This is a genomic window from Streptomyces sp. PL-25 (assembly GCF_058344915.1).
Genome location: NZ_CP136997.1, coordinates 2,665,469 through 2,685,707, shown reverse-complemented (window position 1 = coordinate 2,685,707; position 20,239 = coordinate 2,665,469). Strand labels below are relative to the sequence as shown.

Genomic DNA, 20,239 nt, shown 5'->3' with positions numbered 1-20,239 from the left:
CAGGACGGGATAGCTTATGATGCGCGAGTTTCCAGATCCGCCGCGGGCGGCCGAGTTCAGCGAGCTGATCAGCAAGAAGGTCGAGGAGGTCAGGGCGGCCGGCGGTACCCGGGAAACCGTGACTGTCGACTGGAGCGGGCAGCAGGCCCACGTCGAAGTGATCGACCTGCCGCTCAGCAGCCTCTTCTACAACCCCGGCACTCACCGGATCCGGGCCCAGCGCAGCCACGACGCCGTGCGGGACGATGCGTTGGACAAGGACCCCTGGTGCGCGGAGAGCCAGGACTACCTCGGGTTCCTGCTCAAGGCGGACCCTGAGAACACCAATGTGCGGGACAAGGACTTCGATGTCCTGAAGGACAGCCTTCACCAGTTCGGGCAGAACGACCCCGGGCTGGTGACCCGGCACGGGGTGCTGGTCAACGGCAACACCCGGGCTGCCGCGCTTCGCGAACTCGGCGCGCAGTCGATGCGTGTCGGAGTGCTGCCGGCAACGTTCAGCTGGGCTGACATCAACGCCGTCGAGCTGTCCCTGCAGCTTCGCAAGGACCACCGGCGTGACTACTCCTACATCAACCGCCTCATCGCCATGGAGGAGCAGGCGGCGCTGGGCCGGACACCTGAGCAGATCGCGAAGGACTTCCGGATTCAGGTGCGCACCTATCACCAGGAGCGGTGGATCCTCAGCACGATCCGCGAGGTGAACGAGCGCAGCCGCACCGGCGGCGGCAGCGGACTGCGCTTGGTGGACTGGGAGGGTGCGCAGGAGCGGCTCAAGGAGCTCCACCGGCTGTACGTGAAGCTGGAGACGGTGGACCGTGACCAGGCCGAGGTTCTGAAGGAGCTGCGCCTGGCCGCGATCCTGCTTGACTTCTCCAAGACCGACGTACGTCATATCAACGAGGACTTTCTGAAGGCGGGGCTTGACCGGCAGTTGCCCATGGGCGGTACGACAGCCGCGCAGCCCCAGTCGGTGTCCATCCCCGGTCTGGGCTTGGAGGTGCCCGCTGCCTCCTCCGCCGTCACGGCAGCCCGGGTGATGAACGACGAGATCCTCCGCACCGCAGCCGTGGTAAGGAACGAAGCCGCAGACCTTGGTGATGAGCGGAAGGCTGCCGCGCAGGACACCTGGGACAGCACGAAGAAGGCGTTCGACGAGGCGATCGAGGCGGCGGGCCGCAGCGCCCGGCTGCGCAAGCGCAAGCAGCTTGCTCCGGCCCGGCTGGCGGAAGCCTGCGCGAGCATCGATCAGTGTGTGAGCGACCTGGTACAGGCGCGGACCTCACGCAGCCTGGACGAGGAGGCGTTCGATGACGCTGTGGTCAAGCTGCGAGGCAGCCTGCTCAAGCTCGCACAGCAGGCCGGCCGCGGGCTGCCGCAGCCCGGAGACGGTGTGAGCTGGCTGCTGGAAGCGGTCACGGCGGAGGGTTCTAAGTGAGCAGTTCCGTCAGTGAGAAGTCGCTGCGTCTCGGGTTCGACGAGACCCGGACCCGAGTGGTGCTGCGAACCACGGAATCGTTCCAGCAGGAACTCGTACAGCTGGCCGCCCGCTTTCGTACCGGTGGCCAGCTTGGCCCGCTGAGCGTTTCGGTCTCCCTGGATGAGCTGCTCGCGGACCTCGGTCTGCTCGGCAGCTGGTCGGATCCCGCTGGTGTGGAGTGGTCGGTCGACCTCCGGGACCTGGTGTCCGGGGTAGTCCAGGATGCCCACACCGTGCAACAGCGGCTGGCTGGGCGGCAGACCGCTGGCGAGGTCGCGTCCGATGACGTGCCTTTGCTTCTCGGTGATTCCTGGAAGGGCGAACTCAGCGAGTTCCAGCGCAGGGACATCGCGAAGCTCCTGTCGCTTCAGCACGGCGCCAACTTCAGTGTGCCCGGTGCCGGCAAGACCCGGGTCGCGCTCGCTGTGTACGCCGCTCAGAAGGCGGCTGGCCGGGTGCGCCGTCTGCTGGTTGTGTGCCCGAAGTCGGCATACGAGTCATGGCGTTACGAGACTGCGGAGTGCCTTGTCCATCCGCTGCGCATCAATGTCCTGGACGGGTCGCTGGACCAGTGGGCTGAGGTACTCGTGGTGAACTACGAGCGTCTCGACCGGTCACTCTCCATGCTGGCTGGATGGCTGAAGTCGGCTCCCTCCATGATCATCCTGGACGAGGCGCACCGGATGAAACTGGGTGCCCGGGGAACCTACGGGGCTGCCTGCATGGCACTGGGGCCTCTGGCCGCACGCCGGCTGATTCTGACCGGCACGCCGGCTCCGAACGGTTCACGGGACCTCGAGAACCTCTTGGGCTTCGTCTGGCCCGGCCACGGCCAGCGCACGGTGGTCCAGGCGGTTGCCGGGGGAGACCTCGCGCACGCCAGCACGGTCCTCCGCCCGCTGTTCACCCGCACGACGAAGCATGAACTCGGCTTGCCCCCCGTGCATCTGGGCCTGCGGTACGTTGACATGCCACCGTTGCATGATGAGATCTACACGGCCATCGTGGGCGGAGAGAGGAGCGGCGCGGCGCGCGAGGACCTGAGTTCCCTCGGGAAGACGGCTCTCCGCCTTCTCATGGCCGCCACGAGCCCCGCCCTTCTCCTTGAAGGAGGCAGCCGCTACGAACCACTCGCGTATCAGCTGCCGCCGATGGAGATCCCCGAAGGGGGTTCGCTGTACTCGCTCATGCAGAACCTGCCCGACTACGAGCTTTCGCCCAAGTACAAGGAAGCCGTGGCGATCATCGCGGAGAACGCCGCCCAGGGCCGGAAGACGCTGGTCTGGACGACGTTCGTCCGGAGTCTCACCACGCTGGAGCACATGCTGGAGAAGTACAGTCCGGCTGTCGTTTACGGCGGTACGCCTGACCGCGAGGAGCAGATCCGCCGGTTCAGGGAGGACCCCGGGTGCATGGTGCTTATCTCGAACCCGGCCACTCTGGGGGAGGGGATCAGCCTGCACCACGTCTGCCATGACGCTGTCTATGTGGATCGTGACTTCATGGCGGGCCGGTTCCTCCAGAGCCTGGACCGGATCCACCGTCTCGGTCTCGCCCCCGGAACGGAGACCCGGGTGACGGTACTGGCGGTACGGAACTCCGTTGACGAGGTTGTGGCCGCGAGCCTGGAGCGGAAGCTGGAATTCATGGGACGCATCCTGGACGACCCCACCGTGCAGCAGCTCGCCGATCTAGAAGAGGAGCCTTCGGTGGCGGCTGGGCTGGCACCGGGTGACATCGAGGCGCTGCTGAGCCACATGGGAGGCCGCTAGGGCGGCCGTGCGCTTGAGGGACCAGCGGTACTACGCTCTGCGGTGTGTCCCCCGAAGCCGAATGGGAGGCCCCGGAAGGTTCCTGGGCTTCCTCCGCAGCACGTCGCCGCAACATGCAGGCGATCCGCAGCCGTGACACGAAGCCGGAGATTCTGATCAGGCGGCTTGTGCATGCCACAGGGCTGCGGTACCGGGTGGCTGCCCGTCCACTCCCTGATCTTCGCCGGACAGCGGACATGGTCTTCCGTTCGGCGAAGGTCGCGGTATTTATCGATGGGTGCTACTGGCACGGTTGCCCTGAGCATTATGTTCCGCCGAAGACCAATTCCGGTTACTGGTCGGAAAAAGTCGTTCGCAATGTCAGCAGAGACCAGGATACGAATGAGAGGCTGAGGGAAGCTGGCTGGCTCGTGCTCCGCTTCTGGGAGCACGAGCCGTCAGACGCCTGTGCGAGCGAGATCGCCGTGACGGTCTTGGCTCGGCGTGCGGGAGGCGTGACTTGCGGCGACTGAAATCTCCAGTTGCTGCGGAACGTCCTCGACCAGCCCCGATCCTGCTGGCTCCATCTCGTAGTCCCGGGTGAGGGCGTCACTGTATTCAGGACGCAGAACTGCGGCGATAGCACGTCCTACGGCCTCGGCTACCGGTGGCGGGAAAGCATTCCCCACCTGACGGTAACGAGCCGTCTTACGTCCCTGGAATGCCCAGTCCTTTGGGAAACCCTGGATGGAAGCTGCCTGAGCGACGGTGAGCATAGGACCAGCGGGGCGGAAGAGATCGCGTTCGGGATCGCAGCCTTCTGGGTCGTTGGCGATACCCATTCCATCGATTCCCAGTTCTGCCCACGCACGCTTGGCGCGGGTGGGACCCAGGTCGGCTCCGCCGTGCTTCCTGGAGCCGCCGACGAGTGTCGGGGCAACGGTCTTGCCCGCTGCTGCAGCCCGCGTGATGTTCTTCTTCCACTCTTCGAAAACGGATCTCCCGGTCGGCTCGCCGGGCCGGGGAGGCTTTCCTTCCGCGTTCACGTCCCAGAACGCCCTGCAGCGAGCAAGCATGCTTTTCTCAAGCTTCTTGAAAACCGTTACTTCGTCACCCTTTATCCCGATCGGCCATTGGAAACCTGCATTTCCCGGCCTTACTGCGGAGCGGTGAATGGCTACCAGGATTGCGCGCGGCCGTAGTTGCGGCACGCCAAAATGCTTCGCGTCAAGTCGTCGCCAGACTTTTCGCATGGCTACGTCTTGGGTGCTTGCTGACTGGTGCGGGTCAATGTCAGGAACTAGGTAGCCGAGATCGCGCAGCGTGTCCAGGATTGAATTTCTGTACTCAATGAAGACTTCTGGAGGTTCAAGAATGCCTCTGACATTCTCAATCATCACTGCTTTCGGCAGGAGAGTCGAGATGATGTCGAGTGCTGCAGGGAAGAGGTCCCGCTCATCGTCCGGGCCAAGCCGGTGCCCGGCTAGGGAAAACGGCGGACATGGCACGCCACCCGCAAGCAAGTCGAGGTCTCCGGGCTTAAGGCCGAGCTTTTTCCTGACCTCGGACCCTAGGAAATCCTTGACATCCATAGGGCGAAGCTCGTCAGCCTTGCGCTGATCCCAGCCGGGCCAGCCCCCCACGTTGGCCCGCAAGGTGTCCACCGCGTGTGAGTCCCATTCAACGAGGGCACGGTGATCAAAACCGGCGTTGTGGAGTCCGACGGCTTGCCCCCCAGCGCCCGCGCAGATCTCGATCGAGGTCAATGGCGAGGCGAACCGCGGTCGCGTCTGGCCGCTGCGGGGCATGCCGCTACTCCTAAGATGGTCGTCCGGGGAGAGGCGATGATCATGTGCGAGCCTCTCGGCATCAAGAGTCTCGCACTTTTGCTGAGTCACTGAGGCATCACCCGTGAGGCGAGACCGCCGGAGCGAGGAGCCAGCGACTCTCTGTGACCACCCGCGTTCGCGGTCCGTGACGTCCATTTCCACGGAGCCGGGGACAGCGCGGGATCACTGGGAGTACTGGCCGGGGGTGGTCCAGGTCTGCCAGGCCGGGGCAGAGCGCAGGAGCAGGCGCGTCGGCCGCAGTGGGCGTCTGCTCGATGCTCGTGCGGCCGTGTTTCCTTGGGAGACGGCACCGCCCGTCGCCGGCGAGGCCTTCGCATGTGCAGGCGACCGGCGGCACCCCATCTCATCGGCCCGCAGGGAGCGGATCTCAGCGCCCGTGGCACTCGCCGTACGGCTGCTGTGAGCCGCACCAGCAGGTCGCCGTCTGCTGCGGGGGCCACGCCACCGCGCGTCCCCGGGCCGCCAGGGTCGTCGCGTACTGGGGGAGGAGGGCGGTGTCGGTGGGGGAGGTGCCCTCGGAGGCGGCGAAGGCCTCGTAGGAGGGGACCGTGCCGGTGACGATGCCGAGGTTGGGGGTGCCGGAGGCGGCCAGTTCGCGCAGGGAGCGCTCTATCGTCGCGAGGTGGGTCTTGTGGGAGGGGTACTCCGTCGCGAGGCCGGCGTACGCCGCGACCAGTTCCTCCAGTTCCGGGGCCGGCCAGTGCAGGACCGCCACCGGGAAGGGGCGGGAGAGGGCCTCGCGGTAGGCGCCCAGCTCCGCGCGCAGGCGGACCAGTTCGGCCTGGAGCTCGGCCGGGTTCTCCGAGCCGAGGGACCAGACCCGCTTGGGGTCGTGGAGCTCGTCCAGGGAGACGGACGAGGAGTGGAGGGTGTCGGCGAGGGCGTCCCAGGAGTCGTGGGAGACCCCGAGCATGCGGCGGACGCGGTGGCGGCCGAGGAGGAGGGGGCGGGTCGCGTACGGGGGCTCCTCGACGCCGGTCAGCAGCAGCGTCACCGCCTCCGTGAACGTCTCGTGCGCCGCCTCCAGCTCGTCGTGCGACTCCAGGGACTCCGCGACGATCACCCAGGGGGCCGGGTCCCGCGGGGCGGCGGTGCGGACGCCGTCGATGATCGCCCTCGCCTCGGCCTCGTGGCCGTACTCCCACAGGTTCGACGCCTTCAGGGCGCGCACCAGCGTGGCGTTCTCCAGGGCGTCCGCGGTGGCCAGCAGGCGGTCGTAGAGCGTTGTCGCCGCGGGGCGGTCGCCGGCCAGTTCCAGGTGGGCGGCGGCGCGCACCAGCAGGGCCTCGGCGTCCTCCGGGTACAGGCCCGCGGCCCGCTCCAGACGGGCCGCCTCGGCGGTGTGGTCGGCGTTCTCGGTCCAGCCGGTGGGGCCGGGGGCACCCGCACGGCCGGCGGGGCCGGTGGGTTCCGGGGTCTCGACGTTCGCGGCGGCTTCTGCGTTCACGGCGGCTTTGGCGTTCGCGGCGTTTTCGGCGGGCGTGTCGGGGCGCATGGGGGACACCGTACTGCCGGTCCGTGACGAAGGTGAGGCACCCGCGGGCCGGACGCCCCGACGGGTGGTCCTGTATAACCGTGGAGGAGAAGTCGTAGCCAGGGCAGGTGAGGGGGGCCGGTTGTGATCCGTCGCGTTCGCCAGCGGGTCGGTGCGCCGCTCGTCCCCGTGCTGCTGTCGCTGCTCGTCCTGGTCCTCCAGCTGTCGCTGCTCGACTCGGGCAGCCTCGCCGCGACCGTCGCCGCCGGTGCCGCGCTCGTCGCGTGCGCGCTGCTCGGCTCGCGCTGCGCGCCCGCCGTGGCGCCCACGCGGGTGCGTACGGCGATCCGGGACCGCGACCGGCGTACGGCCTTCCTGCCGCAGCGCGATCCCGACGCCGCGGGCCGGCGACGGCCCCGCGCACCCGGCCGGGCCCTTCCGGCGACCGCCGCCGCGTAGGGCACATCTCCGGACCCGCCACCCGCCGCCCGGCATCTGCCGACGGCCTCAGGGCCTGAGGCCCCGGGTTCCGCGTTCACCGCGTCCACTCCGTGACCCTGCGCCGCGGGTCGTCATGCCGCCATGTCCCGCTTCCGGCACGACGAGACCCCGAAGGGCTCCTCCATCATGTCCGTCTTCTCTGCCTTCTCTGTCTCCTCCGGTTTCTCCGGCTTCTTCTCCGGTGTCCTCACGGGCTCCGCCGCTCTGGTCGAGTGCCTCGCCGACCTGATCCAGCCGCTGTTCCACGCCTCCGCTGCCGCCGCCGCGATCGTCCTGGTCACCCTGCTCGTACGGCTGCTCGTCCATCCGCTGTCCCGGGCCGCCGCGCGCGGGCAGCGGGCGCGGGCCGCGCTCCAGCCGCGCCTGGCCGAACTGCGCAGGAAGCACCGCGGGGATCCGCAGCGCCTCCAGCAGGCCGTACTGGCGCTGCACGCCGAGGAGAAGGTGTCGCCGCTGTCCGGCTGTCTGCCGGGGCTGCTCCAGATGCCCGCCTTCTTCGTCCTCTACCGCCTGTTCTCCAGCTCGACGCTCGGCGGGGACGCCAACGGCCTGCTCGGCCACCGGCTGCTGGCCGCGCCGCTGGGCGGGCGGTGGAGCGACGCCCTCGCGTACGGCGGGGTCTTCGGGGCGGCCGGGCTGGTGTACGTCGCGCTGTTCGCGGTCGTGACCGCCGTCGCCGGCTTCAACTTCACGCGCGCCCGGCGGGCGCAGGCAGCGGCCGAGGCAGCGGCCGAGGCAGCGGCCACGACCGCCGGTGCGGGCGAGGCGGCGCAGGTCCCCGGGCTCGCGGCCGTGGGCAAAGTGATGCCGTTTCTGTCGTTCGCGACGCTCGTCACCGTGGCCGTCGTACCGCTGGCGGCCGCGCTGTACGTGGTGACCAGCTCCGCCTGGAGCGCCGTGGAGCGGGCCGTGCTCCAGAGCTGAACGCGCGCCCGCCCGGCGGCCCTACGGTCCAGTACGTGAACGGGGTATTGCGGAGTGGACGCGGACCTTGGAGGATCGACCAGTCCTCCGATGGCTGTGTCCGCCGCACCCGGACGCCGTCCCACCGGACGGGCTTCCCGCGAATCGAGGGAGTTGGGAACATGAAGCTGCTGCGAGTCGGTACGGCCGGGGCTGAGCGGCCCGCACTGCTGGACGCCGAGGGCACCGTGCGCGACCTGTCGGGCGTCGTCGCGGACATCGACGGCGCCCTGCTCGCCGACGAGGCGGCACTCGGCCGGATCCGGGCCGCCGCCGACGCGGGTCAGCTGCCCGCGCTGGACGCGGACGGCCTGCGGATCGGACCGCCGCTGGCCCGGATCGGCAAGGTGGTGTGCATCGGCCTGAACTACCACGACCACGCCCGCGAGACCGGCGCCGAGCCGCCCGCCGAGCCCGTCGTCTTCTTCAAGGCGGCAGACACGGTCGTCGGGCCGAACGACACGGTGCTGGTGCCGCGCGGCTCCGCCAAGACCGACTGGGAGGTGGAACTGGCGGTCGTCATCGGCCGTACGGCCCGCTATCTGGAGACCGACGAGGACGCCCTCGCGCACGTCGCCGGGTACGCGGTGGCGCACGACGTCTCCGAGCGGGAGTTCCAGATCGAGCGCGGCGGCACCTGGGACAAGGGGAAGAACTGCGAGACGTTCAACCCGCTCGGACCCTGGCTGGTCACCGCCGACGAGGTGCCCGACCCGCAGAACCTCTCCCTGAGGCTGTGGGTCAACGGCGAGCTGAAGCAGGACGGGACGACCGCCGAGCAGATCTTCCCGGTCGCCGAAGTGGTGCGCTACGTCAGCCACTTCATGACCCTCTACCCCGGTGACGTCATCAACACCGGTACGCCCGCCGGGGTGGCGCTCGGCCGGCCGGAGCCGAAGCCGTATCTGCGCTCCGGCGACGTGGTCGAGCTGGAGGTCGAGGGGCTGGGGCGGCAGCGGCAGGAGCTGAAGGACGCTTAGGCGCTCCGCCGTTCACCGGGGGCGGGGAACCGCGGCGCGCTTTCGCGTGCCGCGCCGTGGGGGCCGGCCGTGCGGTTCCCGGCGTGGGGGCCGGCCGTGCGGTTCCCCGCGTCGAGGCCGGCCGCGCGGTTCCCCCGCCCCTCTCCAGCGGGCTCTAGCCGAGAAGCGAGGCCAGCCGGCGCCACTCCTCCCTGGGGAGTTCGTCCGGGTCCGTCGTGCCGGTGACGACCTGGAGGGCCAGGTGGTCGGCGCCCGCCGCCAGGAACTCCTCCACCCGGGCCCGGATCCGGTCCTCGTCGCCCCAGGCGTACACCGCGTCGATCAGGCGGTCGCTGCCGCCGTCCCTGACGTCGTCCTCGGTGAAACCGAGCCGGAGGAAGTTGTTGGTGTAGTTGGGGAGCTGGAGGTACATCGCCAGATAGCCGCGGGCGGTGGCGCGGGCCCGCTCGGGGTCCTCGTCCAGCACGACCTTCAGCTCGGGGGCGAGCAGCGGGCCCTCGCCCAGGATCTCGCGGGCCTGCGCGGTGTGCTCGGTGGTGACCAGGTACGGGATCGCGCCCGCGGCCCGGTCCCGGGACAGTTCGAGGGTCCTGGGGCCGAGCGCGGCCAGGACCCGGCGCCCGGCGGGCACCCCGGCGGCGTCCAGCTCGTCCAGGTAGGCGACCAGCGCCGAGTACGGGCGGCGGTACTGCTCGGCGAGCTTGGCGTGGCTCACCCCGAGGCCCAGCACGAAGCGGCCGGGGTGGGCCGCGTCCAGCTCGGCGAAGCCGGCCGCGCTCGATCCGGCGTCGTGCTGCCAGATGCTCTGGATGCTGGTGCCGACGGTGAGTGTCCGGGTCGCGCCGAGCAGGGGCGCGGCGTTGGCGGGGGCGCTGCTGCCGCCGAGCCACGCGGTGCCGTAGCCCAGCTCCTCCAGTTCGGCGGCGGCCTCGGCGATGGCGCCGCGCCGGTCCGCCTTCTCCGAGCGGAGGCCGACGCTCCAGACGCCGTAGCGTCCGACCGCCTCCTTCAGCGGGGCGGTGGTGTCCCGTGGGGCTGCCGTGTCGCTCATTCGGTTCCGATCCTTCCGGCGGTTTCCGTCCGTCACGCGTGACCGCGTCCACGCATCACCGCTGCCCCGCATGACCATTTCGCGTACAGCCAACCCCAACCGGCCCGGCCGCCCCGCTCATTCCCCGGTTCCCGGCGGGTCCGCTCTCCGGTCCTTCCGGTCCTTCCGGTCCTTCCGGTCCCTCGGGCCCCTCTGACCCCTTCGGCCCGTACGGCCCCTCCGGCGCCCCTCCGTCTGTACGGCACCGGCCCGGCTACCGCTCCAGGTACGCCTCCAGCGCCTCCACCACGAGCCGGTGGTCCTCGGCCTGCGGCAGGCCCGACACCGTCACCGCGCCGATCACACCGGCGCCCTCCACGGCGATCGGGAAGGAGCCGCCGTGAGCCGCGTAGGTGCCGGGGTCCAGGCGGGAGGAGTCCTCGAAGGTCGTCCCCTTGGCCCGGAACCGGGCACCGACCAGGTAGGAGGCGCAGCCGTAGCGCTCCACCACCCGGCGTTTGCGGGCGATCCAGGCGTCGTTGTCGGGGGTGGAGCCGGGCAGCGCCGCGTGGAACAGCTGCTGTCCGGCGCGGTGGATGTCGACGGCGACCGGGGCCCGCCGCTCCCGCGCCAGAGCGACCAGGAGCGAGCCGAGCTCCCAGGCGTCCTCGTGGGTGAACCGGGGGAGGACCAGCCGACGTTCCTGCGCCTCCAGCTCCCCGATCAGCTCGCTCGCCGTCTCCTTGCTCGCCGTCTTCCCGCCCGCCGTCTTCTCGCTCGCCCCGGCCGGCTCCGGCCCCCCGGCCGTCGCCTTCGTCGTCGCCGTTGTCGTCCTCTCGGCGCGTCCGTTCGTCACAGCCGCACCGTCACGCCGTCGCGGGCCGAGCGGCGGGCCGCCTCCAGGACGTCCAGCGCGGCGGCGGCCTCGTGCGCGGTCACCGGGTTCGGGGCGCCCTCGCGCAGCGCGGCGGCCACGGCCGCGTAGTACGCCGGGTAGTCGCCGGGCCGCGTCGGTACGGGGCTGCCGCCGCCGGTCACCGGGGACTCTCCCGCGCCGAGACGGCCCCACAGCGACTCCTCCTCGACGCCCCAGCCGACCGGCCCGGGGCCCGCCCCCCGCTCCGGTCCCGTCCCGCTTCCGGGGCGCGCGCCCGCCCGCAGCGCCGCCTCCTGCGGATCGAGGCCGTACTTGACGTAACCGGCCCGCGAGCCCAGGACGCGGAAGCGCGGGCCCAGTTGAGCGGCCGTGGAGGAGACGTAGAGGTGGGAGCGGACCCCGCCGGTGTGCGTCAGCGCGAGGAACGTGTCGTCGTCCGCCTCGGCGCCCGCGCGCCGGACCACCGACTCGGCGTACACCTGGGTGACCGGGCCGAAGAGGACCAGGGCCTGGTCGACGACATGGCTCCCGAGGTCGTAGAGCAGACCTCCGATCTCTGCGGGGTCGCCGGACTCGCGCCAGCCGCCCTTGGGCTGCGGACGCCAGCGCTCGAAGCGGGACTCGAAGCGCCAGACGTCGCCGAGTCCGCCGCGTTCGACCAGGTCGCGCAGGGTCAGGAAGTCGTTGTCCCAGCGGCGGTTCTGGAAGACGGAGAGCAGCAGGCCGCGCTCCTCGGCGAGGGCGGCGAGAGCGCGTGCCTCGGCGGCGGTGGCGGCGACCGGCTTGTCCACGACCACCGGCAGGCCCGACTCCAGCGCCCGGGTGGCGAGCGGGACGTGGGTCCTGTTCGGGGAGGCGACGACGATCAGGTCCAGTTCGCCGGCGCGGGCGAACAGGTCGTCGGGGCCGGCCGCGAGGCGGACGTCGGGGAACTCCGCGCGGGCCTGCGCCTGCCGCTCCTCGTTCGAGGTGACGACCGTGTCGAGGGTCAGGCCCTCGGTGGCGGCGATCAGCGGGGCGTGGAAGACGGAACCGGCGAGGCCGTAACCGACGAGTCCCACACGGAGGTCGCGGAGGGGGGTGCTAGTCATGGCTCCTACTTTCGCAACGCTGTTGCCTAAGTGCAAGCGCGGGGGAGAATGAGGGGGCGGCGCCGCACGGGCGGCGGCGGGCGGACGGACGGGGAGCGACGAGGGTGGAGATGGCCGGGACGGTACGCGGCTCCGGTGCGGGCGCGCGCACCCGCGCGGGCGGGGAGGCGGATGTGGGCGGTGCGGGCTCGGGCGCGAACCTGCTCGCGCTGCGCAGCCACAACACCGCGCTCGTGCTCGACCTGCTGCGCCGGGCGGGCGCTGCCGGGATCAGCAGGCTCGAACTGGCCGAGCGGACCGGCCTCACCCCGCAGGCGGTCAGCAAGATCACGGCGCGGCTGCGGGACCGCGGGCTGGCGGCCGAGGCGGGGCGCCGGGCCTCCACCGGGGGCAAGCCGCGCACGGTGCTGCGGCTGGTCCCGGAGGCGGGCCGCGCGGTGGGCGTGCACGTCGAGCGGGACGAGGTGCGGGCCGTCCTGGTGGACCTGGACGGCACCGTGACCGGCGAGCGCCGCCGGCCGCTGGACCTGGGGGCGGAGGCGGGTGCCGTCGTGGCGGCGGTGGCGGAGCAGACCGAGGCGCTGGTGGCGGAGGCGTCCGGGGTGAGTCCCCGGGAGGCGGCCGCCGCCTCGCTGCTCGGGGCCGGGGTGGCGCTGCCCGGTCCGCTCGACCATGAAAGCGGGGTGCTGCACCGCGTCACCGGCTTCCCCGGCTGGGACGGCTTCCCGCTGCGGGACGCGCTGGAGCGGCGGCTCGGGGTGCCGGTCGTCGTGGACAAGGACACCAACGCGGCGGCGCTCGGGCTCGCGGTCGCGGGCGAGGGGCGCGGCGGCTCCTTCGCCTATCTGCACCTCGGTACGGGGCTGGGGGCCGGGCTGGTCGTCGGCGGGAGCGTGCACCGGGGCGCGCGCACCGGCGCGGGCGAGTTCGGGCACCAGGTGATCCAACTGGACGGGCCGCCGTGCGAGTGCGGGGACCGGGGGTGCGTCGAGGCGCTGTGCCTGGCGGCGGTCGCGCGCGGGGACACGGCGGAGGCGGCGCGTGTGCTGGGCGCGGGCGCCGCCAACCTCGTGGGGCTCCTGGACATCGACCTGGTGCTGCTCGGCGGGCGTACGGTCGCGGCGGACCCGGAGGCGTTCGAGGCCGGGGTGGGCGCGGTGGTCGCCGCGCGCGTCCGGCGCAACGGGCTGCCGGTGGGCGCGGTCCCGGTCCGCCGGGCGCCGACCGGAGCGCGCGGGGTCGCGGAGGGCGCGGCCCAGCTGCTGCTGGCGCCGCTGTTCGGGCGAGGGGACGGATAGGCGGGGAGGCGGCGGGAGTTACCCCCCGGCGGGAGTTACCCCCCCCGGCGGGGGGCGGCCCCCCGGCGGGAGCGCCCCCACCCCCATCGCCCCCGGAGGCGACTTTGAGCCACCCCGGATCCGGCGGCGGCGCCGAGCACGCGTCCGGGTCTGCGAACATTCCCCGGTGGACTACCCGAACGACCAGGCCCCCGGCGCGCCGGTCCGCTCCGGCATCCCGGAGCACGGCCGGATCCCCAAGTACTACGCGGTGAAGGCGCGGATCGACCGCCTCATCGGCGAACTGGGCGAGGGCGGCGCGATCCCCACCGAACGCGATCTGTCCGAGGAGTACGGCGTCGCCCGCGAGACCGTGCGCCAGGCGCTGCGCGAACTGCTCCTGGAGGGCAAACTCAGGCGCCGGGGCCGCGGGACGGTCGTCGCGGGCCCCAAGCTGGAGCAGCCGTTGTCGCTGGCCAGCTACACCGAGGGCGTGCGCCGCCAGGGCCGTACGCCGGGGCGTACGCTCGTCGGTCTCGACCGCTTCCCGTGCCCCGACGCGCTGGCCGCCGAGACCGGACTCACCCGGGGCGAGCCGGTCTGGCACCTGGAGCGGATCCTGCTCGCGGACGACGAGCGGGTCGGCCTGGAGAGCACCTATGTGGCCGTGGCGCGCGTGCCGCGCCTGGACGCCGACTTCGACCCGGACTCGTCCTTCTACGGCTACCTCCAGACCCTGGGCCTGTCCTGCGGCGACGCCGTCGAGCGCATCGAGACCGTGCTCGCCACCCCGCGCGAGGCGCTGCTCATCGGCACCCCGCCCGCGCTGCCCATGCTGCTGATCCACCGTGTCTCGCGGGACGCGGCGGGCGGGGCGCTGGAGCGGGTGCGGAGCCTGTACCGGGGGGACCGGTTCTCCTTCACCGCCCGGCTGGACGGCTGACCGCCCCCGCGAACCGTGGCGCCTTTCACGCCCTCTTCGAATAACGAAAAGGTAACGGGTCTAGCCCATTTTTGGCGCCTCGTTCAGGCTCTCGTTGTCAGCAGGACTCTTCCGGTTCGTTGTTCGAGAGGAACGTTGCCGTCGTGAAAGTGACAGTCGTCGGAGCCGGCGTGGTGGGAACCATGCACGCCTGGCAAGCAGTGGAACGCGGCCACGAGGTCGTGCAGATCGAGCGCGAGGCCGAGGCCCGCGGCGCCTCGCTGCGCAACTTCGGGCAGATCTGGGTGAGCGGGCGCGCCAGTGGTGAGGAGCTGGAGACCGCGCTGCGCGCCCGGGAGCTGTGGGAGGAGATCGGCGGCCGGGTGCCCGCGCTGGGCTTCCGCGCCAACGGCTCCCTCACCCCCGTACGCGGCGCCCTGGAGCTGGCCGTGGCCGAGGCCGCCGCCGCTGCCCCGGACGCCGCCGTACGCGGTCGCGAACTGCTCACCCCGGGCGAGGCCCGCGCCCTCAACCCCGCGCTGCGCGGGGACTTCGACGCCGCCCTCTTCTGCGAGCGGGACGCGGCCGTCGAGCCGCGCACCGCCCAGCTCGCCCTGCGGGCGGAACTGCTCAAGCGGCCGGGGTACACCTTCCTGCCGGGCCGCGAGGTGCGCGAGGTCGTCGGCGCGGGCGCCGTCCGCGACGACCACGGCGACGTGCACACCGCCGACGTGGTGGTGCTCGCCACCGGCGCCTGGCTCGGCGGACTCGTGCGCGAGCTGGCCGGACCCGGCCTGCCCGTGCGCCGCGTGCGGCTCCAGATGATGCAGACCGACCCGCTGGGCGAGCCGCTGCCCACCTCGGTCGCGGACGCCGACAGCTTCCGCTACTACCCGGCGTACGCCTCCCCGGCCCTGGACGCGCTCAACGCGGGCCAGGCCCAGACCGAGACGGCCGCAGCGCACCGGATGCAGTTGCTCATGGTGCAGCGCGCCGACGGCGGACTGACCATCGGCGACACCCACGAGTACGAACACCCCTTCGCCTTCGACACCGTCGAGGACCCCTACGAGCACCTGACGGCCGTCGTCGAGTCGCTGCTGGGCCGCCCGCTGCCGAAGATCCGCCGCCGCTGGGCCGGGGTGTACGCGCAGTGCACCGACACCAGCAGGGTCGTCCACCGCCAGCAGGTCCGCGAGGGCGTCTGGCTGGTCACCGGACCCGGCGGACGCGGCATGACCTGCTCCCCGGCGATAGCCGAACGCACCGCGAACGAACTGGGCTGGTGACAGAACCCATGACCGAGACACCCACCCCCGCCACCACCGACGCCTCCGCCCCCGCCACCACCGACGCTTCCACGGCCGCCACCACCGACGCCTCCACGCAGGCCGGCCCCGCCGGCATCCGGCTGGTCGTCCTCGACATGGCCGGGACCACCGTCGCCGACGGCGGCCTGGTCGAGCGCGCCTTCGCCGCGGCCGCCGCCGAACTGGGCGTCGAGCCCGGCTCCGCCGAGCACACCGAGCAGCTCGCCTACGTCCGCGCCACCATGGGCGAGTCGAAGATCTCCGTCTTCCGGCACCTGTTCGGCACCGAGGAGGCCGCCCAGCGGGCCAACGCCGCCTTCGAGAAGGCGTACGGCGAACTCGTCGACGACGGGCTGATCGAGCCCGTGCCCGGCGCCCGCGAGGCCATCGAGGCGATCCGGGCGAACGGCCGCACCGTCGTCCTGTCCACGGGGTTCGCACGTGTCACCCAGGACGCCATCCTCGACGCGCTCGGCTGGCGCGACCTGGTCGCGCTCACCCTGTGCCCCGCCGACGCGGGCGGGCGCGGACGCCCGTACCCGGACATGGTGCTGGAGGCGTTCCTGCGGACCGGGGCGGCCGACTCCCTGGACCAGGTGGCCGTCGTCGGGGACACCTCCTACGACATGCTCAGCGGCGTCCGCGCCGGTGCCGGGCTCGTCGCCGGCGTGCTGACCGGGGCGCACCGCGAGCCCGACCTGCGCGCCGCCGGCGCCACCCATGTCCTCCCGTCCGTCGCCGACCTGCCCGCCCTGCTCGAGGGAGCCCGGTGAGATGAGCATCCGCTTCGACTCCGTCACGGTCGCCTACGACGGCAACGTCGTCCTCGACTCGCTCGACCTCACCGTCGCGCCCGGCGAGGTGATGGCGCTCCTCGGACCGTCCGGTTCCGGCAAGACCACCGCGCTGCGGGCGGTCGCCGGGTTCGTGCGGCCCGTGTCGGGACGGGTGCTTCTCGGGGAGCGGGACGTGACGGACCTGCCTCCCCACCGCCGGGGCATCGGCATGGTCGTCCAGCAGTACGCCCTCTTCCCGCACCTGCGGGTCGAGGACAACGTGGCCTTCGGCCTGAAGGCCCGCAAGACGGCCCGGTCCGAGATCCGCGCCCGGGTGGGCGAGGCCCTGGAGATGACCGGCATGGCCGCCTACGCGCGCCGCTACCCCCGGGAGCTCTCCGGCGGCCAGCAGCAGCGCGTGGCCATCGCCCGCGCGCTCGCCATCCGGCCCGCGGTGCTGCTGCTGGACGAACCGCTGTCCGCGCTGGACGCCCGGCTGCGCTCGGGCATGCTCGCCGAACTCGCGCGCCTGCACCGCGAACTGCCCGACGTGTCCATCCTGTACGTCACCCACGACCAGATCGAGGCGCTGACCCTGGCCGACCGGATCGCGGTCATGGACAAGGCCCGGCTGCGGGCCTGCGGGACACCGCAGGAGCTGTACCGGGCCCCGGCCGACGCCTTCACGGCGTCCTTCGTCGGCAACGCCAACCTGCTGCCGGTCACCGTGACCCCCGGCGGCGCCGCCCTCGGCGCCGCCGAGCTGACGGTCGACACGGCGGGCGCGGCGGCCGGCGCGCGGGCCACCCTGTGCGTACGCCCGCACCTGGTCGGGCTCGGCGACGGACCCAACCGGCTCACCGGCACCGTCAGCGAGATCCAGTGGCGCGGCTCCACCCACCGGCTCTACGTCGACGTCGACGGCCACCCGGTGATGGCCGACCTGCCCGAGCTGCGCGAGCCGCCCGCGCACGGCGCCGAGGTCAGCCTGCACTTCGCCGCCGAGGACGCGGTGCTGCTGGCCGCGGGGGTGAGCGGCGATGAGCACTGAGCCGCTGACCACCCCGGCGCCCGCCCGCGCGGCGGGCCCCAGCGCCGCCCCGGCGCCCCCCGCCGCGGTGCGCGCCCCCGCCGCGTCCCGCACGGCCCGGCGCCTGCTGTGGGCGCTGCCCCCGGTCGTACTGCTCGCCGTCTTCTTCCTCTACCCGCTCGCCCTGGTCGTGCGGCAGTCCTTCCAGCCGGACGCGGGCGGCACCTCGGTGCAGCCGTACGCCGACGTGTTCGCCTCGGACGCCTTCCGCGAGGCGCTGTGGACCACCGTGTGGCTCGCGCTCGCCTCGACGGCGGGATGCCTGGTGCTGGGCTTCGTGCTCGCGCTGGTCATCGCCTTCGTGCCGTTCCCCGGCGCGAAGGGCGTGGCGAAGTTCATCGACGTCTTCCTCTCCTTCCCGTCCTTCCTGATCACCCTGGCGCTGCTGTTCGTCTACGGGCGCACCGGACTGGCCAACGGGCTGTGGACCCAGGTCACCGGCTCCGCCGACGGGCCCTTCGAGTTCCTGACCACGCCCTGGGGCGTGCTGCTCGCGGAGATCACCTACTTCACGCCGTTCGTGATGCGCCCGCTGCTCGCCGCGTTCACCCAGCTGGACACCGCGCAGCTGGAGGCGGCCGGCTCGCTGGGCGCCCGCGCCCCGCGCATCGTCCGGCAGGTGATCCTGCCCGAGGCGCTGCCCGCGCTCGGGGCCGGCGGGAGCCTGGTGCTCGTGCTGTGCCTCAACGAGTTCGGCATCGTCCTGTTCACCGGCGCCAAGGGCGTCACCACCCTGCCGATGCTCGTCTACAGCAAGGCGATCCTGGAGTCCGACTACCCGGGCGCCTGCGTGGTCGCCGTCGTCAACGTCCTGATCTCCGTGGGCCTCTACGGCCTCTACCGGGTGGTGAGCCGCCGTGCTGGTGCATAGCCGCAAGGGCCGCTGGGCCGTGTGGGCGGTGTTCCTCGTCCTCTTCCTGCCCCTGTTCGCCCTGCCCCTCCTCGTCGTCCTCGGCGCCTCCTTCGCCACCCACTGGTCCGGTGTGCTGCCCTCGGGCCTGACCACCGGCAACTACCGCACCGCCACCCGCGGCGACGCCCTCCAGGCGCTGACCACCAGCCTGGTCACCGCCGTCACCGCGAGCCTGCTCGCGCTGGCCGTGGGCACCTGGGCCGCGCTGGCCGGAGCGGCGCTCAGGAAGAGCCACCGCCGGGTGCTGGACGCGCTGTTCGTGCTGCCGGTCGCCGTGCCGTCGGTGGTGGTCGGCCTGTCGGTCCTGGTGGCCTTCTCCAAGCCGCCGATGCTGCTCAACGGCACCAGCTGGATCGTGATCCTCGCGCACACCGTGCTGGTCACCGCCTTCGCCCACCAGTCCGTGTCGGCGGCGATCGTCCGCCTCGACCCGGCCTACGAGCAGGCCGCCGCCTCGCTCGGCGCCCGCCCCTCCCACGTCCTGTGGCGGGTGCGGCTGCCGCTGCTGCTGCCCTCGCTCACGGCCGCCGCCGGGCTCTGCTTCGCCCTGTCCATGGGCGAGCTGAGCGCCACGATGATGCTCTACCCGCCCGACTGGACCCCGCTGCCGGTGCTGATCTTCGCCGCCACCGACCGGGGCTCCCTGTTCACCGGCTCCGCCGTCGCCGTGGTGCTGATGGCGGTCACCCTGCTCGCCCTGCTGGCCGTCTCCCGCGTCCGCACCCGGGCGACCTACCGCTGACCCAACCCCCCCCCGCGCCCCACCCCGCTGGTCCCTCCCGTCCCACGTCTCAGGCTTCCGCCCCCGCAAGGAGTCCGTCCCGTCATGCCCAGGAACACCCTCAAGCTCGCCGTCGCGCTCGCCGTGCTCGCCACCCCGCTGCTGTCCGCCTGCGGCGGCTCCTCCGCCGCCGCCGACGACAAGTCCGTCACCGTCTACAGCGCCGACGGCCTCAAGGGCGAGAACGGCGACGGCTGGTACGACCGCGTCTTCAAGGACTTCGAGAAGCAGACCGGCATCAAGGTCAAGTACGTCGAGGGCGGCTCCGGCGAGATGGTGCAGCGCGCCGTCCGCGAGAAGGCCAACCCGCAGGCCGACGTGCTGGTCACGCTGCCCCCGTTCATCCAGCAGGCCGACGGCAAGGGCCTGCTCCAGAAGTACACCCCCAAGGGCGCCGACCAGGTGGCCGCCGCCGACAAGGCCGCCGACGGCACCTGGACCTCGGTCGTCAACAACTACTTCGGCTTCGTCTACGACAAGAAGGAGCTGAAGCCCGCGCCCACCACCTGGGAGCAGCTTCTGGACGCGAAGTTCAAGAACCGGCTCCAGTACTCCACGCCCGGTGTCGCGGGCGACGGCACCGCCGTCCTGGTCAAGGCCATGCACGACTTCGGCGGCAAGGACGCGGCCCTGGAGTACCTGAAGAAGCTCCAGGCCAACAACGTCGGCCCGTCCGCCTCCACCGGCAAGCTCGCCCCCAAGGTGGACAAGGGCGAACTGCTCGTCGCCAACGGCGATGTCCAGATGAACTACGCCCAGTCCAAGACCATGCCGAACCTCGGCATCTGGTTCCCGGCCCGGCATGGCGGCCGGCCCACCACCTTCGCGCTGCCCTACGCCGCCGGGCTCGTCACCAAGGCCCCGCACTCCGACAACGGCCGCAAGCTCCTCGACTTCATGCTCGCCCGGCAGGCCCAGGAGCAGGTCAGCGAGATCGGCGGCGGCTTCAGCTCGCGCACGGACGTCAAGGCCACCGACGCCAACGCCACCGCGCTGGCCAAGCTGATGACGGGCGTCGAGGTGTTCCAGCCGGACTGGGCGGACATCGACAAGAACCTCACCGCGTACGTCGACGCGTGGAAGGCGGCCACCGGGAGCTGAACCGTTCCGGCAAGATCGGGCCACTGGTTAGGCTGGGGCGACGCAGGCCCGCGTACGGCAGGAGACCGAACC

Annotated in this window: 19 protein-coding genes; 14 read left to right on the top strand and 5 right to left on the bottom strand. The window is 71.9% G+C overall.

Going from position 1 to position 20,239, the window contains the following annotated elements:
* The first annotated feature begins 16 nt into the window (after positions 1-16).
* Genes R4Z62_RS11915 through R4Z62_RS11905 form a run of 3 tightly spaced genes read left to right on the top strand, consistent with a single transcriptional unit; the run spans position 17 to position 3,764 of the window.
* Positions 17-1,438: a hypothetical protein gene (locus R4Z62_RS11915; RefSeq protein ID WP_491519798.1), complete on the top strand. Its 1,422-nt coding sequence runs from the start codon at positions 17-19 to the stop codon at positions 1,436-1,438.
* Positions 1,435-3,252, top strand: a complete 1,818-nt coding sequence (locus R4Z62_RS11910; protein ID WP_491519797.1) for a DEAD/DEAH box helicase — start codon at positions 1,435-1,437, stop codon at positions 3,250-3,252. The genes R4Z62_RS11915 and R4Z62_RS11910 overlap by 4 nt, the downstream gene beginning before the upstream one ends.
* 44 nt (positions 3,253-3,296) lie before the next feature.
* Positions 3,297-3,764, top strand: coding sequence for a very short patch repair endonuclease (locus tag R4Z62_RS11905; RefSeq protein WP_355477025.1), 468 nt, complete (start codon positions 3,297-3,299; stop codon positions 3,762-3,764).
* On the opposite strand, the gene R4Z62_RS11900 is transcribed toward R4Z62_RS11905, so the two are convergent.
* The gene (locus R4Z62_RS11900; protein WP_355477023.1) at positions 3,690-4,997 is read right to left on the bottom strand and encodes a DNA cytosine methyltransferase; all 1,308 of its coding nucleotides are present in this window, start codon (positions 4,995-4,997) and stop codon (positions 3,690-3,692) included. The two genes, R4Z62_RS11905 and R4Z62_RS11900, sit on opposite strands and share 75 nt — an antisense overlap.
* A gap of 451 nt (positions 4,998-5,448) precedes the next feature.
* Positions 5,449-6,576, bottom strand: coding sequence for an SEC-C domain-containing protein (locus R4Z62_RS11895; RefSeq protein WP_491519796.1), 1,128 nt, complete (start codon positions 6,574-6,576; stop codon positions 5,449-5,451).
* Between the two features lie 123 nt (positions 6,577-6,699).
* On the opposite strand from R4Z62_RS11895, the gene R4Z62_RS11890 reads away from it, so the two are divergent.
* From R4Z62_RS11890 to R4Z62_RS11880, 3 genes are all read left to right on the top strand, one after another.
* A complete protein-coding gene (locus R4Z62_RS11890; protein WP_237305346.1) occupies positions 6,700-7,014 on the top strand; it encodes a DUF6412 domain-containing protein in 315 nt (104 codons plus the stop codon).
* Between the two features lie 168 nt (positions 7,015-7,182).
* The gene (gene yidC, locus R4Z62_RS11885; protein WP_491519795.1) at positions 7,183-7,980 is read left to right on the top strand and encodes a membrane protein insertase YidC; all 798 of its coding nucleotides are present in this window, start codon (positions 7,183-7,185) and stop codon (positions 7,978-7,980) included.
* Positions 7,981-8,141: 161 nt separating this feature from the next.
* Positions 8,142-8,999: a fumarylacetoacetate hydrolase family protein gene (locus R4Z62_RS11880; RefSeq protein ID WP_355477017.1), complete on the top strand. Its 858-nt coding sequence runs from the start codon at positions 8,142-8,144 to the stop codon at positions 8,997-8,999.
* A 154-nt stretch (positions 9,000-9,153) separates the two neighbouring features.
* Here R4Z62_RS11880 and R4Z62_RS11875 read toward each other — a convergent pair whose 3' ends face one another.
* From R4Z62_RS11875 to R4Z62_RS11865, 3 genes are all read right to left on the bottom strand, one after another.
* Entirely contained in the window at positions 9,154-10,050 is an 897-nt protein-coding gene (locus tag R4Z62_RS11875; RefSeq protein ID WP_064533328.1) for an LLM class F420-dependent oxidoreductase, read from the bottom strand.
* 253 nt (positions 10,051-10,303) lie between these two features.
* Positions 10,304-10,756: a heme-degrading domain-containing protein gene (locus tag R4Z62_RS11870; protein ID WP_064537438.1), complete on the bottom strand. Its 453-nt coding sequence runs from the start codon at positions 10,754-10,756 to the stop codon at positions 10,304-10,306.
* A 125-nt stretch (positions 10,757-10,881) separates the two neighbouring features.
* Positions 10,882-11,997: a Gfo/Idh/MocA family oxidoreductase gene (locus tag R4Z62_RS11865; RefSeq protein WP_491519794.1), complete on the bottom strand. Its 1,116-nt coding sequence runs from the start codon at positions 11,995-11,997 to the stop codon at positions 10,882-10,884.
* A gap of 110 nt (positions 11,998-12,107) precedes the next feature.
* On the opposite strand from R4Z62_RS11865, the gene R4Z62_RS11860 reads away from it, so the two are divergent.
* From R4Z62_RS11860 to R4Z62_RS11825, 8 genes are all read left to right on the top strand, one after another.
* The gene (locus R4Z62_RS11860) at positions 12,108-13,295 is read left to right on the top strand and encodes an ROK family transcriptional regulator (RefSeq protein WP_491519793.1); all 1,188 of its coding nucleotides are present in this window, start codon (positions 12,108-12,110) and stop codon (positions 13,293-13,295) included.
* A gap of 166 nt (positions 13,296-13,461) precedes the next feature.
* Positions 13,462-14,217 carry a GntR family transcriptional regulator gene (locus R4Z62_RS11855; RefSeq protein WP_491519792.1) on the top strand — a complete coding sequence of 252 codons (756 nt, stop codon included), beginning with the start codon at positions 13,462-13,464 and terminating at the stop codon, positions 14,215-14,217.
* Positions 14,218-14,360: 143 nt separating this feature from the next.
* Entirely contained in the window at positions 14,361-15,485 is a 1,125-nt protein-coding gene (locus tag R4Z62_RS11850) for a TIGR03364 family FAD-dependent oxidoreductase (protein WP_355477011.1), read from the top strand.
* A gap of 8 nt (positions 15,486-15,493) precedes the next feature.
* The gene (locus R4Z62_RS11845; RefSeq protein ID WP_491519791.1) at positions 15,494-16,279 is read left to right on the top strand and encodes a phosphonatase-like hydrolase; all 786 of its coding nucleotides are present in this window, start codon (positions 15,494-15,496) and stop codon (positions 16,277-16,279) included.
* A gap of 1 nt (position 16,280) precedes the next feature.
* Positions 16,281-17,333 carry an ABC transporter ATP-binding protein gene (locus R4Z62_RS11840; protein WP_064533323.1) on the top strand — a complete coding sequence of 351 codons (1,053 nt, stop codon included), beginning with the start codon at positions 16,281-16,283 and terminating at the stop codon, positions 17,331-17,333.
* Positions 17,323-18,243: a 2-aminoethylphosphonate ABC transporter permease subunit gene (locus R4Z62_RS11835; RefSeq protein WP_491519790.1), complete on the top strand. Its 921-nt coding sequence runs from the start codon at positions 17,323-17,325 to the stop codon at positions 18,241-18,243. Before R4Z62_RS11840 ends, R4Z62_RS11835 begins: the two co-directional genes overlap by 11 nt.
* A complete protein-coding gene (locus R4Z62_RS11830) occupies positions 18,230-19,027 on the top strand; it encodes an ABC transporter permease (protein ID WP_382846658.1) in 798 nt (265 codons plus the stop codon). Before R4Z62_RS11835 ends, R4Z62_RS11830 begins: the two co-directional genes overlap by 14 nt.
* Positions 19,028-19,111: 84 nt before the next feature.
* Positions 19,112-20,167, top strand: a complete 1,056-nt coding sequence (locus tag R4Z62_RS11825) for a 2-aminoethylphosphonate ABC transporter substrate-binding protein (protein WP_491519789.1) — start codon at positions 19,112-19,114, stop codon at positions 20,165-20,167.
* The last annotated feature ends 72 nt before the right edge of the window (positions 20,168-20,239 follow it).

Excerpts from the sequence above, each read along its gene's own strand:
- R4Z62_RS11915 (WP_491519798.1), top strand. The coding sequence starts at position 17 with ATGATGCGCGAGTTTCCAGATCCGCCGCGGGCGGCCGAGTTCAGCGAG.
- R4Z62_RS11895 (WP_491519796.1), bottom strand. The coding sequence starts at position 6,576 with ATGCGCCCCGACACGCCCGCCGAAAACGCCGCGAACGCCAAAGCCGCC.
- yidC (WP_491519795.1), top strand. The coding sequence starts at position 7,183 with ATGTCCGTCTTCTCTGCCTTCTCTGTCTCCTCCGGTTTCTCCGGCTTC.
- R4Z62_RS11880 (WP_355477017.1), top strand. The coding sequence starts at position 8,142 with ATGAAGCTGCTGCGAGTCGGTACGGCCGGGGCTGAGCGGCCCGCACTG.
- R4Z62_RS11875 (WP_064533328.1), bottom strand. The coding sequence starts at position 10,050 with ATGAGCGACACGGCAGCCCCACGGGACACCACCGCCCCGCTGAAGGAG.
- R4Z62_RS11865 (WP_491519794.1), bottom strand. The coding sequence starts at position 11,997 with ATGACTAGCACCCCCCTCCGCGACCTCCGTGTGGGACTCGTCGGTTAC.
- R4Z62_RS11860 (WP_491519793.1), top strand. The coding sequence starts at position 12,108 with ATGGCCGGGACGGTACGCGGCTCCGGTGCGGGCGCGCGCACCCGCGCG.
- R4Z62_RS11845 (WP_491519791.1), top strand. The coding sequence starts at position 15,494 with ATGACCGAGACACCCACCCCCGCCACCACCGACGCCTCCGCCCCCGCC.
- R4Z62_RS11840 (WP_064533323.1), top strand. The coding sequence starts at position 16,281 with ATGAGCATCCGCTTCGACTCCGTCACGGTCGCCTACGACGGCAACGTC.
- R4Z62_RS11835 (WP_491519790.1), top strand. The coding sequence starts at position 17,323 with ATGAGCACTGAGCCGCTGACCACCCCGGCGCCCGCCCGCGCGGCGGGC.
- R4Z62_RS11825 (WP_491519789.1), top strand. The coding sequence starts at position 19,112 with ATGCCCAGGAACACCCTCAAGCTCGCCGTCGCGCTCGCCGTGCTCGCC.